Genomic DNA, 16,789 nt, shown 5'->3' with positions numbered 1-16,789 from the left:
ATCCCCTTGGCCGACACCGTCAACGCTGATTTTACGAACGGCGAAAGGGGGCGCCTTCAGCGGCGCGACCTCCCTTCGATCCCGAGGAATTCGACTGTTGTGGCTCCTGAGGTTCGGAGTTGGAGTCGAACTGGGAGACCTGCTCAGCATCGGGCTCTGGATCCGACTCCGGACTCGACTCTGGCTGATTCTGGTCATCTCGGAACTGCTCCTCTGCATCCTGCAGAGCATCGTCGAGCTGTTCCTGGTCCAGTCCTGGTTCATCAAAGGGGTCACGGCGACGACGGTGCGGCAGTGCCATTTCCGCAGCTACCTTAATGTCTTCCGCAGTGATCTCAATTGGATTGCCGGGTGCCGGCTGCGCCGACTCGTCCCCGGCTACTCGCCAGGCAGCGTGAGCGCGGGCGGTACGTGCAATGACGATGTCGGCACGCATCCCGTCCACATCAAAAGCAGCGCACACTGTGGCAATTTGACCAAGAATGTTGGGGGTCAATTCGACGTCGTCAAGCAGTGCGCGCGCGCGATCGATGCGAGCGTGTAGCGCATCGTCGTCGGCGGCGAACCGCGTGACAAAGCTCTCCGGGTCGGCGTCAAAGTCGAGGCGGCGGGCGACGATTTCCGCGCGGACAGCCGGATCCTTGGATGCGGTGACGTCGATGGCGAGCCCAAAGCGGTCGAGAAGCTGGGGACGCAATTCGCCCTCTTCCGGGTTCATCGTGCCGACCAACACGAACCTGGAGGTTGCGGAGTGCGAGATACCATCGCGTTCAACAACCACGCGACCGGTGGCTGCGGCATCGAGCACGGAGTCAACGAGATGATCCGGCAGCAGGTTAATCTCGTCGACATAGAGAATGCCACCGTCAGCCGCGCTGAGTAGTCCCGGATTGAACTGTGCGTGTCCGGTAGTCAGGACGGTCTCCACATCGATGGAGCCTACGACTCGATCTTCCGTAGCGCCGAGTGGCAGGTTTACCAACGATCCGCTGAGAAATGGCGCCAACGCGCGGACCGTAGTGGTCTTGGCTGTGCCCTTCTCACCGCGGATGACGACACCACCAATCTCCGGGGATAGCGCGGTCAGAATCAACGCAAGCTGTAGTCGCTGCTGCCCGACGATCGCAGTAAAAGGAAAAGTGGGCTCTGTTTGTGCAGTGGTCGCTGACGTGATTTTTTCCATAAGCACAGTTCTACCCCACTGCGAACGGATGGCTCACAGCGGGGTAGAACAATGTTGGCTTAATTGAACTCTTTGAAGCTCTTCAGCGAGTTACTAGCGCTCCAGCTTCAGGGTCTTCTGGGAAGCCTCCCAGACCTCCTTGAACAGAGCCGGGTCATCAGCCAGGTGCGTACCGTAGGACGGGACGAGCTCCTTCAGCTTCGGAGCCCACTTGCCCATGTGACGGCCGAAGCAGCGCTCAATCAGGCTAATCATCACAGCCGGAGCGATGGAAGCGCCCGGGGATGCACCCATCAGGCCGGCAATGGTGCCGTCCCACGAGTTGATGACCGCGGTACCGAACTCGAGGGTACCGAAGACCGGAGCCTTCATCGGCTTAATGACCTGGACGCGCTGACCAGCGACGATCAGCTCCCAGTCCTCTGGGCGAGCGTTCGGGACGTACTCACGCAGGGACTCAATACGTGCGTCGAAGTCCTTCAGAACCTCAGTAATCAGGTACTTGGTCAGCCCCATCTCCTGGACACCAACACCCATCATGGACGGCAGGTTGGCCGGACGCAGAGACTTAATCAGGTCCAGGTTGTTACCGTTCTTGAGGAACTTCATGTTCCAACCGGCGTACGGGCCAAAGAGCAGGCCGCGCTTGCCGTCGATAACACGGGTGTCCAGGTGCGGAACGGACATCGGCGGCGTGCCGACGGAAGCCTTACCGTAGACCTTGGCGTCATGCTTAGCAATGACTTCCTCGTTGGTGCAGCGCAGCCACTGGCCGGAGACCGGGAAGCCACCGAAACCACGAATCTCGTTAATACGAGCCTTCTGCAGCAGCGGCAGTGCGTCACCGCCGGCACCGACGAATACGAAGTTGGCAACCAGGGTGCGAACGTCCTTGGTGTGCAGGTTCTTCACGGTGACGATCCACTTGGAACCGTCGCGCTTCAGACCGGTGACCTCGTGTCCGTAGCGAATCTCAGTACCCATATCGGACAGTGCGGCCAGGTACTGCTTGGTCAGTGCACCGAAGTTAACGTCCGTACCATTCGGGTTACGAATAGCGGAGACCGGCTTGGAGAAGTCACGGCCCTCGGACATCAGCGGAAGGTACTCAGCGAAACGGTCCGGATCTTCAATGAGCTCCTGACCGTGGAACAGCGGCTCCTTCTCAAGTGCCTCGTAGCGACGACGCATGAACGCCATCTGCTCCGGCCCCTGAGCGAAGGTGGTGTGATCAACTGGGTTGATGAATTCCTTCGGGTCAGTCAGGGTGCCGTTTTCAATCAGCGAGGTCCACAGCTGGCGGGAAACCTGGAACTGCTCATTAATGAGCTTAGCCTTGGTGACATCGACCTTGCCGTTCTTCTCCGGCGTGTAGTTCAGCTCGCACAGAGCAGAGTGGCCGGTACCAGCGTTGTTCCACGGGGAGGAAGACTCCTTGGCGGGCTGATCGAGACGCTCGAACAGAACCTGTGACCAGGATGGCTCGAGCTCCTTGAGCAGCACACCCAGCGTCGCACTCATTACACCTGCACCGATGAGGACGACGTCTACCTCGTCGCCACTGGAAGCAGGAAGCTTGTTATCAGCCATTTTGCTGTCAACATCCTTACTAACTTGATTAGTGATTCAAACTAGCGCTCGCTCACATGCGCGCACACAACTAAAGACGCAAAAGAGAGCTACCGTCTCAGTCCATAATCTATTGTGGCACACATTCCCACTACCCCCGGTAATCGGCGCTAGGCTTGTCCCTGTGACTACCGATATTCCCGATTTCGTTACCCCCACCTTTAACCCCGATAACCTAGGCGAAGACTACAGCCAACATGTCATCGAACTCGGCCAGGATCCCGACGGTGAGGGGTCGGTATGCGCGGTTTTGGTCCGCTACTGCCCCGACTCGTCGGCAAGCGACTTCCAAACGCGTCCGGCGGTTCTATGGATTCACGGGATGTCGGACTATTTCTTCCAGAAGCACGTAGCGGAGCGGTACCACGCCGAAGGCTACGCCTTTTACGCCATTGACCTGCGCAAGTGCGGGCGCGCGCACCAACCTGGGCAGACTTGGCATGGATGCAGCGATTTAACGAATTACTTCGAGGATCTCAACGGGGCACTCGCGGTGTTGGACCACGCCGGCCATACAACTGTCACTGTTAATGCGCACTCCACCGGCGGCCTCATTGCCGTGCTCTGGCTCGATTGGTTACGAAGCACAGGCGGCCACGGCCCGCAAGCACCCAATATTTCCGTCACGGCTGCCGTCTTGAACTCACCGTGGCTTACTCTGCACGTTTCCCGGGCAAAGGCGCCCGTGTACTCGCTGGTGACTCGCGTTATGTCGCGGATTCGCCCCAACAGTCTTATTCCAGTGCAGTCTGCGGGCGGCTATGGAAAATCCATTAGCGCCGACCACCAGGGGCGCTGGGAGTACAACCGCACTTTCAAGCCGCTGGCTGGCCATGACAAGAACTGGCGTTGGCTCAATGCCATCATCGTCGGCCAGCAACGTGTCAGCCGCGGTATCGACACCGGTGTGCCGACGCTCGTCCTCCACTCGGACAACTACCTTCTCGGTTCCGACTACACACCGGAACTCAGCCGCGTTGACTCTGTCCTCAACACTGAGCAAATTGCCGATGCCACTGCCCACTTGGGACCGCAGGCTCGCAACGTCGCGATTCCGGGTGCTCTCCACGACGTGTATCTCTCCGCACCCGAAGCACTAGACCGCGCTTTTAATGAGACATTCCAGTTCCTTGCCACAGTCAATCCAGGAGACAGCTCAAAATAGGAGCACAGAATAGGAACTCGGAATAAATCAGCATTCAGTACGGTTGAACCAAACTAGTTTGACCAGAATGCTAGGAGTGCTTGTGACCACTGAGAATTCGCCTGAGACTACCCCACGCCACTACGACGTCATCATTATCGGAACCGGGTCCGGCAATTCCATTCCAGCCCCGGCCTACGACAATGTCCGTATCGCTCTGGTGGAGGAAGGACGTTTCGGCGGTACTTGCCTCAACGTTGGGTGTATTCCCACCAAGATGTTCGTTCTGGCCGCTGATGCCGCCCGCAACATCCGCGAGGCCAGCCGCCTGGGCGTGCACGGCACCTTCGACTCCGTTGATCTCAAGCAAATCCAGGATCGCGTTTTTGCCCAGCGCGTCGACCAGATTGCCGACGGCGGCGAGGCATACCGCCGCGGGGACGAGACTCCCAATATCGATGTCTACGACCGCCACGCAACGTTCGTCGGCCCTCGCACTATTCGCACCGGCATCGGCGAGGAAACCGTCGACATCACAGCCGACAACATCATCATCGCTGCAGGCTCCCGCCCTCACGTTCCGGGCCTCATCGCAGACTCCGGGGTCGATTACTACACCAACGAGAACATCATGCGCGTCGACAAGCTTCCGCGCGAAATGATCGTCGTCGGCGGCGGCTACATCGCTAGCGAGTTCGCGCATGTCTTCGCATCCTTCGGCACGAAGGTGCACATGCTGGTGCGCTCCGATGTCATGCTGCGTGGCTCAGACGCCGCTATCTCCGAGCGCTTCCACGAGGTTGCCTCCCGCGACATTGACATCCGTATGAACACCTCCATCACTGAGCTCTCCCAGGAGGGCGAGATCGTCACGGTCACGCTTGACGACGGCACGGAGCTCGCAGCCGATGCCCTGCTCGTGGCAACCGGACGCATCCCCAACGGTGACCGTATGGACCTTGCAGCCGGTGGTGTGGCGATGCACGACGATGGTCGCATCAAGGTTGACCAGTACGGCCGCACCTCTGCCGAAGGTGTGTGGGCGCTGGGCGATGTCTCTAGCCCGTACCAGCTGAAGCATATTGCCAACCATGAGGCCAAGGTTGTCTTCCACAACGTGCTGAATCCGTCGGACCTGCGCGAATTTGACCACCGCTACATTCCGTCGGCAGTCTTCTCACATCCGCAGATTGGTCAGGTCGGTATGACCGAGGATGAAGCTCGCGCCTGGGCTGCGGAAAATGGCACGGACATTACCGTGAAGGTACAGAACTACGGCGATGTCGCCTACGGCTGGGCGCTGGAGGATCGCGATGGCTTTGCCAAGTTGATTGCGGACCGCGCCACCGGCCGCCTGCTGGGTGCGCACTTCATCGGCGAGCAGGCTGCCACTCTAGTGCAGCAGTGCATCCAGATGATGAGCTTCGAGATGGATGTGCGCGAAGTTGTCAAGGGCCAGCACTGGATTCACCCAGCACTGCCAGAGCTGATTGAAAACGCAATCCTGGGCCTGGAGTTCGATAACTAGCCCAGCTGTTCAATACCTGTGGCCTGGGCCAATGCGGGCCCAGCCAGGTACTCCTCGACTGCATCGGCCAACAGGTCGATCTGCCGCAGCCGTTCTTCGGCAAACGAAGTATTAGAGCTGACCTCAAAGCCGTCTCGACCGACGGCAACTGCGACTTCGCTCAGCAACTGACGGCGCGCCTGATCATTTTCCAGGTAGCCGTGGCGGTGCGTACCCATCACCATGCCACGCCGCGCCCCTTCTTCAGGCTCAGTGATAAAGGGCGCCTCGCTGCTTCGCACAACCTGTCCATTGTGGACTTCGTAAGAGCCATCCGGGTGGCTCACCAGCGTCTTCGTCCCCGCGAATTCAATGTCGGTATCGAACACTCCAAGCCCGTTCACTGTCCCGGCTACCGACTCCACCGAGTCAGTGATGGTGGTGCAGAGCATTTGGAACCCACCGCAGATGCCAATCAGCGGCAGCCCTCGGGCGGCTCGGTTCTCCAGTACGTCGTCAAGCCCACGCTCGCGCAACCACTTGAGATCGGCGACCGTCGACTTCGTCCCGGGCAACACGACCAGGTCGGCGCGAGCAACGACCGACGGATCGACCGTCCACTGCACGTGTACCCCTGGTTCACAGGCAAGCGCTTCGATATCGGTGGCGTTGGACACGCGCGGCAAGCGAATGGCGGCCACGGACAACGTTTCCGTACCCAGCGGTGCGTTCGCCGGCCCTACCGACGCACCAGCGACTGTGCCGAGCGAATCCTCCGCATCGATCCACAGCCCCGGAATAAAAGACACTACGCCGAGTACGGGCACGCCGGTGTGCTCGCGCACCACGTCCAATCCCGGTGTCAACAGCGAAACATCGCCCCGGAACTTGTTGACGATAAAACCGGTAATTCGCGCGCGGTCTTCGGGGCTCAAAATTGCATGCGTGCCGACGAAATGTGCAAGCACCCCACCGCGGTCGATGTCGCCGGCGACCACAACCGGCAAATCAGCGAGCTCTGCCAAGCCCATGTTGGCGATGTCTGACTCTCGCAGATTGACCTCGGCAGGACTACCAGCGCCTTCGCACAAGACGACATCGAACTGCCCCCGCAGCTCTTCCAATGTCTCCGCGACTACCCCGCGCAACGCTTTTCGACGCGACCGGTACGTCAGAGCGCTCACATGCCCATCGGCTTTGCCCTTCACCACCACCTGACTAGTGTGGTCCGAGCCCGGCTTGAGAAGCACCGGGTTAAAGGAGACATCCGGCTCCAGCCCACAGGCGAGCGCCTGCAGAGCCTGCGCGCGCCCAATCTCGCCGCCGTCAAGCGTGACAGCGCAGTTGTTGGACATGTTCTGTGCTTTGAAGGGTGCGACCTTCACGCCGCGGCGCGCGAGCAGCCGACACATGCCGGCGACCAGAACCGACTTACCGGCATCTGAGGTGCAGCCGGCAATCAGAGCTGCAGGGGCCTGCACGGGTTAGGCCTCGGGCTTCCAACCAGTTTGGAACTGACCTGGCACGTTCTGCTCATCCGGCAGAGTGAGGATTTCATAGCCGTCGGAGGTCACCAGCACCGTGTGCTCGAACTGGGCGGTGAACTTGAAGTCATCATTCTGCACAGTCCAGCCATTATCCCAGATGTGGTACGGCAGCTCACCAAGGTTAATCATCGGCTCAACAGTCAAGGTCATGCCCGGCTCGAAAATGGTGTCCTGGCTCGGCTCATCGTAGTGGAGAACGATTAAACCATTGTGGAACGTGGTACCGACACCGTGACCGGTGAAGTCCCGAACGGTGTTGTATCCAAAACGCTTAGCGTAAGACTCGATTACGCGGCCGATGACATTAATCTCACGGCCCGGCTTGATGACCTTAATGCCGCGCATGGTGGCGTTGTAAGTGCGCTCCACTAGCTGGAGGTGCTCCTCCGAGACATTGCCCGCGAGGAAAGTCGCGTTGGTGTCACCGTGGACGCCGTTCTTGTATCCGGTGACGTCGACATTGACGATATCGCCGTCTTCAATAACCTGAGTGTCCGGAATACCGTGGCAGACAATCTCATTGAGAGACACACAGCACGACTTCTCGAAACCGCGGTACCCCAGCGTGGACGGGTAGGTGTCGTGATCCAACAGGTACTCGTGCACCACCCGGTCAATCTCATCCGTGGTCACGCCCGGAGTTACGGCCTTGCCGGCCTCCACCAACGCGTTGGCAGCAATGCGAGAGACCTCTCGCATATTTTCAATATCTTCCGGAGTCTGTACCAGCGGCTCGCCGACGCCTTCCTGAACCTCGTCCTTCCAGGCGTACTCCGGCCGTTCAATATGTGCCGGAACAGTGCGAATTGGCGTGGACTTTTGCTGAGTAAGTGGAGAACGCTGAGTCATGGAACATACTCTACCCCTACCCCCGGATTAGCCTTTCGGCCTGTGCCGGTTTCGAAGCCAGAAATGCTCTAGCCCTCGTCTCCTGAACCTTCATCCATATTGGCGAAGAAGGCATCGGTAATCGCCACCGCATGTTCGGATCCACCACCGCCGACGATGAGCGTGGCGAAGGCCAAGTCATCTCGATAGCCAGTGAACCAAGCGTGCGAGCCACCTCCATACTCGGCCTCACCGGTCTTGGCGTAGACCTCACCGCGTCCGGCAATGGCCGAACCGGTACCGGAGGTCACCACCGCCCGCATGAGTGAGCGAACCTCGTTCAAAACCTCAGGTGGAAGTGGCTTCGACGTCTGCGACTGCCACGTTCCCGCGCTTGGCACGAGTGACGGCGTCGGAGTGCGCCCGGCCGCCACCGTCGCGGAAACCAGCGCCATGCCAAACGGGCTGGCCAAGTCATTGCCCTGTCCATAGCCCGCATCGATACGCTCGACTTCATCACTACCGTCAGACACGCTGCCGGTAATAGTGTCGAGGCCCGCGATGTGATAGTTGATTCCGATGCCGAAGTTCTTGGACTCCTCCTTGAACTGCCCTGGTTCCAACTTGTGGGAGATGTTGCCGAACGTGGTGTTGCAAGACCGCGCGAAGGCATCGCTCAGCGAGGTATCCCCGACACCACTTCCGTTGTAGTTGGTGACAATTCGCGGACCGATTTCCATCGAACCTGGGCACGGCACAGTCGATCCCGCATTTAGTCCCTCGTGCTGCACACCTGCAGCGGCAGTGACAATCTTGTACGTCGATCCCGGCGGGAACTGTCCCATCAGCGCAAGGTCACCGTCCTTGTCTGCTTCCGCCGTCTGGGCTACCGCCAGAATCTTGCCCGTAGACGGCTGCACAGCCACCAGCATTGCCTTCGCATCTTGCCGCGTATCGACTGCCTTCTGCGCTGCGTCCTGCACCTTTTTACTAATCGATGCCTGCACCGCCGGGGCTACATCCGGAGACACCTCATAGAGCGTGCCGACGACTGCTCCGCCCTCGTTGGCCGCCACGATCTTCCAGCCATCGGCACCGTGATCACCAGTGTCCACTAGCCTTTCCACACGGCTCATCAAATCAGGCGCAAACCCCGGGTCGGGTCGCACCATCGCTGCTTCATCGTTAACAGAAATTCCGTCAATGTCCGCGAGCTCATCCTTGACTCGCTGCGGCGTGGATGCCGGCAGCACAATCAGTGAAAAGTTACCCTTCCCACCAGCTGCCTGCTCCCCTATAGCGCGCGCGTCAAGCTTCGGACCATCTTCCGGCATTTCATTATTGATGACCGTCGCCGCCCGATTAATCGACGACTGCACATTCTCCGCCCCATCACGATTGAGAATTACCCGGTGCACAGTCCCCGGCTCAAGCAAGGCCGCACCGTCCGAACCAACCACAGACGGACGTGGAGCTGCGATAGTGCGCAATTCTGGGTGCTGATTACGCCCCAGCTGTGGATGCAGGGATGCTGGCGACCAGCGCAACGCCCAATCCCGTTGCCCAGCCTCAGTCTTAGTCAGCGTAAAAGTCGTGTCATATCCCCAGCGTCGCTGGTGCGGTAACTGCCAATTCATGGCAACTTCGGCAGAGGACTGATTCGAACTGGAATCGATACCCGCAATTTCATACTCAAGCCCCTCCGGCTGGAGGCCGTCGGTGGCCGCTTTCAAATCTCCTTCAGCGGAATCCGGATGATCGGTCAGCGCCGCCGCCTTAGCGACATCCCCTCCCGCCAGCGCCCCCAGGAATTCCTCAAGCACCTCGCGCCCGGTGTCAGGCCGCGGCGTACACGCGGCGGATGACAACACCAGACCCGTGATTGCCACAGCCGAGATACTGCGAAGCAGGGGCTTGCGGCGCGAAGTTTGTTCCATGTGGGCTGACGTTAGCACCGCTTTGCTTTACGACGACGCTGGCGCGCCGCAACCTGCTATCAGCGGTTCAGTACAATTGGATTGACCACGTCAGCAGCCATAACCAGAACGCCGAAGACCAGCAAGACTGCGGTAAAGGCCATAGTAATTGGCATGAGTTTGGTGTAATCGGCAGGCCCAAGCGCAGGCTTACCGAACGCCTTGCGAATCAGGTCGCGGATGCGCTCATAAATAACCACGGCGATGTGGCCACCGTCGAGTGGCGGCAACGGCACGAGGTTGAACACGGCCAGGAAATAATTGAGGTTGGCCAGCAACAGGAAGAATGAAGGCCACTGGTTCATCTCCACCAATTCACCACCGGCACGCGACGCGCCGACCACACTCATTGGGCTGGCCGGGTCACGCTGAGCACCAAAGATAGAGGCGACCACGCCGGGAACCTTCTCCGGGATGGAGAGCAGCCCGTTCCAAACCGCCCCGAAAAGGCTGCCTGTGAAGCTGGCCGCACCGCCGATGGCAGTCACTGCGTTGTACTCGTGAAGGATGGTCTCTGGTCGCTGGAAGGCGATACCAATTGCTGGCTGGTCGATGTCCTGCCCGTCGTTAGTCTTGTGCTTGACGACTTCCGGGGTGACCGTGACCGTCTGGGTGCTGCCATTGCGGTCGATGGTCATTTTGATGTCGCCACCTGCAGAGCTACCGATGAGAGACACAGCCTCGGGGTAGGACGTGATCTTGGTGCCATTGATCTTCTCAATCACATCTCCGGCACGTAGCCCTGCGCGCTCTGCAGGACCGGAACCAGTGCAGGGCTCCAGCGTGCCGTCGGCACGCTGTGCCGGCGAGACGCACTGCACCGCCTGAATGCGTGGCGCCATTTCCTTACCCATGTTGGGCAAACCCCACGTCACGGCAATGAAGTAAAGAATGATGAATCCAACGATGAGGTTCATTGCCACCCCACCGAGCATCACGATAATGCGCTGCCACCACGGCTTCTTGTACATGGCGTAGGGTTCTTCGGCAGGAGCGATGGGATCCATTGCTGTCATGCCTGCGATGTCGCAGAATCCGCCAAAGGGAATTGCCTTTATTCCATACTCGGTGTCATGCCCACCTGCCGCAGCGTGATGCCGCTTGAAGGAAAACAGCGTTGGGCCGAAGCCAATGAAGTATCGACGCACTCGCATTCCACACAGGCGAGCTGCGGTGAGATGGCCCCATTCGTGAAGAGCGATTGTCACCGCGATGCCGATTGCGAAGAGTAAAACTCCAAGAAGAAATGTCACGAGTGCTCACCCTACCCCCACTTTGGGCAAACGAGCACACCGGCGAACAGTTTCCGGCCGGGCTGAGTCCCAATTTCAGCAAGTTCTAAGGTATCCTTACACCCGATACTCAAGATTGTCTGAAAATGCGCTCAGTCGCTTTCAGCAAAACCGCAGATAGACTGAAGTGCATATAGAGTGCAATTCGCCGAAAGTGTTAACAGGAGGACTTTCAAGTGAGCAACCACGAGCCAAAGGAAGAGATTTACCGCGGCGTCAGCACCCTCGACGAGCCGTCGGCGAAGTGGGGCTGGCACGGCATTAGCAAGAGCGCTATGCAGAAGGCCGGCTGGATTTCCGTGATCTTCCTGCTGGGCATGACCATTGGTAACCACAAGGGCAACGTCGAGAACTGGTGGCTGGTCGTCATCGCCGCCCTGATCGCTATTGGCCTGCTGCTGCAGTTGTTCGCCCCGCAGGCTTCTCAGGTCCGCACCGTTACCGGTCACAACAAGCCGGAAGGCCACATTGAGCCGGAGTGGGCACGCGACCAGGTTAACGGCACTGGCGTCTACGCTAACCTGACCGACTCTCAGCTGCGCTCCTGGAACCGTCTGCCGGAAGGCCAGAACCAGTAAAGTTAGCCACTTTTGCAGAAAGTCTGGCCTAACAGCTCTATAGCAACAGCTCTATAGCGCTACAGCGCACAAAAAGATCCGCACCGAATTCGGTGCGGATCTTTTGCTATTTGTCGGCTAAACCTCTTCGGCCGCCAGCTGACCACACGCTGCCGCAATCTCGTTGCCACGGGTATCGCGGACCGTGCACGGTACCCCCTGCGCCTGTACGCGGCGGACGAACTCCTCCTGCTGCTTCTTCGGGGAGGCGTCCCACTTCGACCCCGGAGTCGGGTTGAGCGGAATCAGGTTGACGTGGACACGTGAGCCCAGAGCATTGTGGAGCTTCTTACCCAACAAGTCTGCACGCCAATCCTGGTCGTTAATATCGCGAATCAAAGCGTACTCAATAGATACGCGACGGCCTGTCTTGTCTGCGTAGTAGCGAGCTGCATCAAGCACCTCAGCTACTGTAAAGCGATTGTTGATCGGTACCAGCTCATCGCGAAGCTCGTCATCTGGAGTGTGCAGAGACACCGCGAGGGTTACTGACAGGTCCTCGTCGGCAAGCCGTCGGATGTTCGGCGCGAAACCGACTGTAGAGACGGTGACATTGCGCATCGAGATGCCGAATCCCTCCGGCGACGGTCGCGTGATGCGATGGACGGCGGCGAGAACGCGGTTGTAGTTCGCGAGCGGCTCACCCATGCCCATGAATACGATGTTGGTCAGGCGACCGCCCTCGGCTGCCATCGTGGCAGCGGCCTCACGAACTTGGTCGACAATCTCCGCGGTGGAGAGATTACGCTGCAGACCGCCCTGACCCGTCGCACAGAATGGGCATGCCATACCGCAGCCGGCCTGTGAGGAAATACAGAGGGTCGCACGCCCCGGGTACTTCATCAGCACGGATTCCAGCAGCGTACCGTCACCTGCACGCCACAGCGTCTTACGGGTTTCGCCGTCGTCACAGGTGATGTGGCGAACGGGAGTCAACAAAGGTGGGAAGAGACTGTCTTTGACCTTTTGACGGTCTGCTTCCGGCAGATCAGTCATCGTCATAGGGTCAGCCTCAAGCCGACCGTAATAGTGCCGGGCAATCTGATCGGCGCGGAAGGCCGGCAGGCCCAGTTCCTTGACCGCAGCCTTCCGTTCCTCAACATCGAGGTCCGCAAAATGGGTCGCGGGCATGCCGCGACGTGGAGCTTTAAGAACGATTGGAAGTGAAGATGCCATGATGGCACCCATTTTCGCATGTAATGACGGTTTTGGCCTAATGAGCGACTAGGCAGCCGCAACTAAGTGGACCTTTACAAGTGGTACATACCTGCCAAAACGTGTTGAATGATAGGTATGACTAACGCTAATCAACCGAATAACGACAGTCCGCTTTTCGACGATACTCCGTCGTACTCTCCAAATGATTCAGTGGCTCCTGCACCAGAGCAGGACAACCTTCCAGAGCCAGTCGTTGACGCGCCCGCAGAGAAGGACTCCACACCGGAGCCAGCGCCCGCTCCTGGCCGGCGCAAGGTGAAAAAGACTACCGCGGGCTCGATGTGGGTTGGCCTGGTCATCAGTGCAGTTTTGCTGATCGTATTGCTTGTATTCATTCTGCAGAATCAGCAGGAGACCACACTAAACCTGTTCGGCTGGGCCTGGAACTTCCCGGTCGGTGTCGGAATGCTGTTCGCTGCTATCCTCGGCGCCCTCATCACTGCGCTAATCGGTGGCTGGCGAATGTTTGATCTGCGCCGCCAGATTCGTAAGGGCGACAACTAAAGCCCGACTGAACCAGCCAAATTAAACCAGGCTGAAAAGCTGCAATATCAGCCACGTCATCGCGGCTGATGGCAGCATGCCATCCAGGCGGTCCATCAGACCGCCGTGGCCCGGCAATATCGAGGACATATCCTTAATCCCCAGATCGCGTTTGAACTGGGACTCCATCAGGTCACCAAGCGTGGCGGAGATAACCAAGGCAATGCCCAGCACGATGCCCTGCCACCACGGCGCGTGCAACATAAAGATTGCACAGAGCGCTCCAGTAATAGTGGCGAGTACGAGAGAGCCGCCGAACCCTTCCCAGGATTTTTTAGGGCTTACCTTCGGAGCCATCGGATGCTTTCCGAACATGACACCGGCGGCATAGCCTCCGACGTCATTGGAAATCACCCCGATCATGAAGGTCACAATGACCAGACGGGGATCGACTTCCCAGGGATTGTCCATGTGCACCAGCTGCACAGCTAGCGCCGCAAAGAACGGAATCCACATCACCACGAAAACTCCGACTGCGACATCCCGCAGCCAGTTCCGTGGTGCTTCAGCCATCCCGTGCAAAAACAGACGGGTGACTAGTAAAAGCATCAGGGTAACAGTCAGGCCCATGACCAGACCGTCAATCCCCCAGTAGGCGGACAGCCACACCATCAGCTGTCCGCCGAAAATCAGAACCGGGCGAGGGACCTGCCAATCGGACTCGCGGAGCCGCTCGCAGACCTCCCAGGTTGCAAGGCCAACCGCCGCGGCGACCAGAACGGTCCAGGCGAGCGCCCCCAGCAGCAAGCCGATGATGACGACTGCACCAAGTGCTACGCCCACCGTAATTGCAACCGGCAGGTTCCGACCTGCCGAGTTACGCGGCTTAATAAGCCGTAGCTCGTCTAGAACACGTTCCTTATTGGACGCTGGCTTCGACGTTGGCATTGGCGCCTCAAATCCCCTCTCCCGGTTGAATATGAAGGCCTAAACCTCCATCAATTCCGCTTCCTTGCGTTCAACCAAGGAGTCCACCTGCTCGACGTAGTTCTTGGTGACCTGGTCCAGCTCCTTTTCGCCTGCCTGCACCTCGTCCTCGCCAGCATCGCCGTCCTTCTGAATCTTCTTCAGAGTTTCCATGCCCTTACGACGGACATTGCGAATCGCGATCTTGGCGTCTTCGCCCTTCGAACGTGCGACCTTAACCATCTCACGACGACGCTCCTCGGTCAGCTGCGGGATAGTTACGCGCAGGACCTGGCCATCATTAGTCGGGTTCACACCCAGGTCGGAGTTGCGAATCGCGTTTTCGATGTCGCCCATGACGCTCAGCTCATACGGCTTAATCAGCAGCATGCGCGGCTCTGGAACCGAAATGGTAGCCATCTGGGTAATCGGAGTCGGAACACCGTAGTACTCCGCAATAACGCCGTTGAACATCGCCGGGTTCGCACGGCCAGTGCGAATGTGGGTCAGCTCCTCGCGGCAGTGTTCTACGGAGCTACCGTACTTTTCTTCACAGTCAAGCAGGACTTCATCAATCATTGTGTTTTTAACCTCGGGTTTCTACGCGGGTTCTAGATAGTTCTAGAGCGCTCTGTGGAAAGAACGTATTACGAACAAATTTATCAGCTGTGGACGAGAGTACCGATTTGCTCACCGGCTACCGCGCGCGCAATGTTTCCGTCGGTAAGCAGATTAAACACGAGAATCGGCATGTTGTTGTCCATGCACAGGGAGAAGGCGGTGGCATCAGCAACGCGCAGGTCCCGTTCCAGAACCTCACGGTGGGTGATGTCATCGAACAGCTCTGCGTCCGGCACCTCACGTGGGTCGGCCGAGTAGACACCGTCAACGGCCTTGGCCATCAGCAGTACCTCGCAGCCGATCTCCAGGGCGCGCTGGGCGGCGGTGGTGTCGGTGGAGAAGTACGGCATACCCATACCTGCACCGAAGATGACCACGCGGCCCTTCTCCAGGTGGCGCTTAGCACGCAGCGGCAGGTACGGCTCTGAGACCTGTGCCATGTTGATAGCAGTCTGCACACGGCAGTCCACGCCCTCCTGCTCGAGGAAGTCCTGCAGAGCCAGGCAGTTCATAACCGTGCCCAGCATGCCCATGTAGTCAGAGCGTGCGCGGTCCATGCCGCGCTGCTGAAGCTGTGCGCCACGGAAGAAGTTACCGCCGCCGATGACGACACAGACCTCGACGCCCTTTCGGGAAACTTCCGCAATCTGTCGGGCAACGTTTTGCACCACGTCCGGGTCAACGCCAACCTTGCCGCCACCGAACATCTCACCACCGAGCTTGAGCATCACACGCTTGAAGCCATTGCGCTCGACAGATTCTGCCATGACCATGCACCTTTCTCACACCGTTTAAAAAGTCGCAGACGAGTCTACCCGGTCACGACAGCAAGGCACACTTGACGCTCCGCATTATCGGCTGCAGGACAGCAAAATACCCCGCCCGGGTTCCCGAGCGGGGCATTTAAACTAGCTCACAGCTAGAGGCTTATGCACAAATTACAGCGAATTAGTGCTGGCCAACCTCGAAGCGAACGAAACCGGTCAGGGTAACGCCAGCCTCTTCCATGAGCTGCTTAACGGTCTTCTTGCTGTCGGCGACAGACGGCTGCTCCAGCAGAACAACGTCCTTGTAGAAGCCGTTCAGACGACCCTCGACGATCTTGGCGATAGCCTGCTCCGGCTTGCCCTCTTCGCGGGTGATCTTCTCGTAGACAGCGCGCTCTGCCTCGACGCGGTCGGCCGGGACATCCTCGCGGGACAGGTACTGAGCCTTCAGAGCGGCAACCTGCATAGCTGCTGCGTGAGCAGTCTCTGCAGCACCCTCGCCCTCACCGGTGTAAGCAACCAGAACTCCGACAGCTGCCGGCAGGTCTGCTGCACGGCGGTGCAGGTAGACAGCGATGTTGTCGCCCTCGAGAGTAGCGGCGCGACGCAGCTCCAGCTTCTCACCGATCTTTGCGGAGAGCTCCTGGGTAGCGTCAGCTGCGGTCTGACCGTCGAGGTCAGCTGCTGCGAGCTCTTCCGGGGAGTTTGCCTTGACTGCTGCGGCAGCGTCGGCGACCTTGTTGGCGAAGTCGATGAACTCCTGGTTCTTGGCAACGAAGTCGGTCTCGGAGTTGACCTCGACCATGGTGTTACCAGAAACAGCGATCAGGCCCTCGGCGGCGGTGCGCTCTGCACGCTTGCCGACGTCCTTTGCGCCCTTAATACGCAGGATCTCGACAGCCTTGTCGAAATCGCCGTCGGTCTCGACGAGTGCGTCCTTACAAGCCTTCATGCCGGAGCCGGTCAGCTCACGGAGCTTCTTGACGTCAGCAGCAGTGAAATTCGCCATGC

Annotated in this window: 15 protein-coding genes; 4 read left to right on the top strand and 11 right to left on the bottom strand. The window is 58.8% G+C overall.

Translation table 11 applies throughout. The features are described from left to right. Positions 1–31: 31 nt before the first annotated feature. Positions 32–1,183 (bottom strand): magnesium chelatase ATPase subunit I, encoded by a 1,152-nt coding sequence (locus QP977_RS06010; protein WP_048735587.1) that lies wholly within the window; start codon positions 1,181–1,183, stop codon positions 32–34. Between the two features lie 93 nt (positions 1,184–1,276). Further along, on the bottom strand, positions 1,277–2,773 hold the full coding sequence (mqo, locus tag QP977_RS06005; RefSeq protein WP_049170803.1) for a malate dehydrogenase (quinone): 1,497 nt from the start codon (positions 2,771–2,773) through the stop codon (positions 1,277–1,279). A 163-nt stretch (positions 2,774–2,936) separates the two neighbouring features. On the opposite strand from mqo, the gene QP977_RS06000 reads away from it, so the two are divergent. Further along, positions 2,937–3,977, top strand: coding sequence for an alpha/beta hydrolase (locus QP977_RS06000; RefSeq protein ID WP_284847206.1), 1,041 nt, complete (start codon positions 2,937–2,939; stop codon positions 3,975–3,977). Between the two features lie 82 nt (positions 3,978–4,059). Further along, positions 4,060–5,484: a mycothione reductase gene (gene mtr, locus QP977_RS05995; protein ID WP_101738674.1), complete on the top strand. Its 1,425-nt coding sequence runs from the start codon at positions 4,060–4,062 to the stop codon at positions 5,482–5,484. Here mtr and QP977_RS05990 read toward each other — a convergent pair. The 4 genes from QP977_RS05990 to QP977_RS05975 all read right to left on the bottom strand — a co-directional run bounded on the left by QP977_RS05990 (position 5,481) and on the right by QP977_RS05975 (position 11,067). Then, entirely contained in the window at positions 5,481–6,944 is a 1,464-nt protein-coding gene (locus QP977_RS05990; RefSeq protein WP_070652944.1) for a cobyric acid synthase, read from the bottom strand. The genes mtr and QP977_RS05990 overlap by 4 nt on opposite strands. A gap of 3 nt (positions 6,945–6,947) precedes the next feature. Next, entirely contained in the window at positions 6,948–7,859 is a 912-nt protein-coding gene (gene map, locus QP977_RS05985; RefSeq protein WP_049189666.1) for a type I methionyl aminopeptidase, read from the bottom strand. Positions 7,860–7,927: 68 nt separating this feature from the next. Then, positions 7,928–9,775: a penicillin-binding transpeptidase domain-containing protein gene (locus QP977_RS05980; protein ID WP_070652943.1), complete on the bottom strand. Its 1,848-nt coding sequence runs from the start codon at positions 9,773–9,775 to the stop codon at positions 7,928–7,930. Between the two features lie 59 nt (positions 9,776–9,834). Continuing rightward, positions 9,835–11,067 carry a M50 family metallopeptidase gene (locus QP977_RS05975; protein ID WP_070652942.1) on the bottom strand — a complete coding sequence of 411 codons (1,233 nt, stop codon included), beginning with the start codon at positions 11,065–11,067 and terminating at the stop codon, positions 9,835–9,837. A 215-nt stretch (positions 11,068–11,282) separates the two neighbouring features. Here QP977_RS05975 and QP977_RS05970 point away from each other — a divergent pair, with 215 nt between their 5' ends. Beyond that, on the top strand, positions 11,283–11,684 hold the full coding sequence (locus tag QP977_RS05970) for a DUF2631 domain-containing protein (RefSeq protein WP_070652941.1): 402 nt from the start codon (positions 11,283–11,285) through the stop codon (positions 11,682–11,684). A gap of 117 nt (positions 11,685–11,801) precedes the next feature. On the opposite strand, the gene rlmN is transcribed toward QP977_RS05970, so the two are convergent. Further along, positions 11,802–12,899 (bottom strand): dual-specificity RNA methyltransferase RlmN, encoded by a 1,098-nt coding sequence (gene rlmN / locus QP977_RS05965; protein ID WP_049189669.1) that lies wholly within the window; start codon positions 12,897–12,899, stop codon positions 11,802–11,804. A 117-nt stretch (positions 12,900–13,016) separates the two neighbouring features. On the opposite strand from rlmN, the gene QP977_RS05960 reads away from it, so the two are divergent. Then, on the top strand, positions 13,017–13,445 hold the full coding sequence (locus tag QP977_RS05960; RefSeq protein ID WP_065421645.1) for a lipopolysaccharide assembly protein LapA domain-containing protein: 429 nt from the start codon (positions 13,017–13,019) through the stop codon (positions 13,443–13,445). Positions 13,446–13,466: 21 nt separating this feature from the next. On the opposite strand, the gene QP977_RS05955 is transcribed toward QP977_RS05960, so the two are convergent. The 4 genes from QP977_RS05955 to tsf form a co-directional block, all read right to left on the bottom strand. After that, positions 13,467–14,372, bottom strand: coding sequence for a phosphatidate cytidylyltransferase (locus QP977_RS05955; protein ID WP_049170784.1), 906 nt, complete (start codon positions 14,370–14,372; stop codon positions 13,467–13,469). A gap of 39 nt (positions 14,373–14,411) precedes the next feature. Then, complete coding sequence (gene frr, locus QP977_RS05950) at positions 14,412–14,969, bottom strand: ribosome recycling factor (RefSeq protein ID WP_038628675.1); 558 nt, start codon at positions 14,967–14,969, stop codon at positions 14,412–14,414. 83 nt (positions 14,970–15,052) lie between these two features. After that, positions 15,053–15,778 (bottom strand): UMP kinase, encoded by a 726-nt coding sequence (gene pyrH / locus QP977_RS05945; RefSeq protein ID WP_005509726.1) that lies wholly within the window; start codon positions 15,776–15,778, stop codon positions 15,053–15,055. Positions 15,779–15,959: 181 nt separating this feature from the next. Continuing rightward, positions 15,960–16,787 (bottom strand): translation elongation factor Ts, encoded by an 828-nt coding sequence (gene tsf / locus QP977_RS05940; RefSeq protein ID WP_049170780.1) that lies wholly within the window; start codon positions 16,785–16,787, stop codon positions 15,960–15,962. Positions 16,788–16,789 lie beyond the last annotated feature (2 nt).

The organism is Corynebacterium sp. MSK012 (assembly GCF_030232435.1).
Classification (GTDB): domain Bacteria; phylum Actinomycetota; class Actinomycetes; order Mycobacteriales; family Mycobacteriaceae; genus Corynebacterium; species Corynebacterium jeikeium_D.
The sequence above is the reverse complement of the archived record's forward strand: the minus strand, read 5'-3'. Positions and strand labels throughout refer to the sequence as shown.

Coding starts and splice junctions, on each gene's coding strand:
- QP977_RS06010 (WP_048735587.1), bottom strand. CDS start 1,183: ATGGAAAAAATCACGTCAGCGACCACTGCACAAACAGAGCCCACTTTT.
- mqo (WP_049170803.1), bottom strand. CDS start 2,773: ATGGCTGATAACAAGCTTCCTGCTTCCAGTGGCGACGAGGTAGACGTC.
- map (WP_049189666.1), bottom strand. CDS start 7,859: ATGACTCAGCGTTCTCCACTTACTCAGCAAAAGTCCACGCCAATTCGC.
- QP977_RS05980 (WP_070652943.1), bottom strand. CDS start 9,775: ATGGAACAAACTTCGCGCCGCAAGCCCCTGCTTCGCAGTATCTCGGCT.
- rlmN (WP_049189669.1), bottom strand. CDS start 12,899: ATGGCATCTTCACTTCCAATCGTTCTTAAAGCTCCACGTCGCGGCATG.
- QP977_RS05960 (WP_065421645.1), top strand. CDS start 13,017: ATGACTAACGCTAATCAACCGAATAACGACAGTCCGCTTTTCGACGAT.
- QP977_RS05955 (WP_049170784.1), bottom strand. CDS start 14,372: ATGCCAACGTCGAAGCCAGCGTCCAATAAGGAACGTGTTCTAGACGAG.
- frr (WP_038628675.1), bottom strand. CDS start 14,969: ATGATTGATGAAGTCCTGCTTGACTGTGAAGAAAAGTACGGTAGCTCC.
- pyrH (WP_005509726.1), bottom strand. CDS start 15,778: ATGGCAGAATCTGTCGAGCGCAATGGCTTCAAGCGTGTGATGCTCAAG.
- tsf (WP_049170780.1), bottom strand. CDS start 16,787: ATGGCGAATTTCACTGCTGCTGACGTCAAGAAGCTCCGTGAGCTGACC.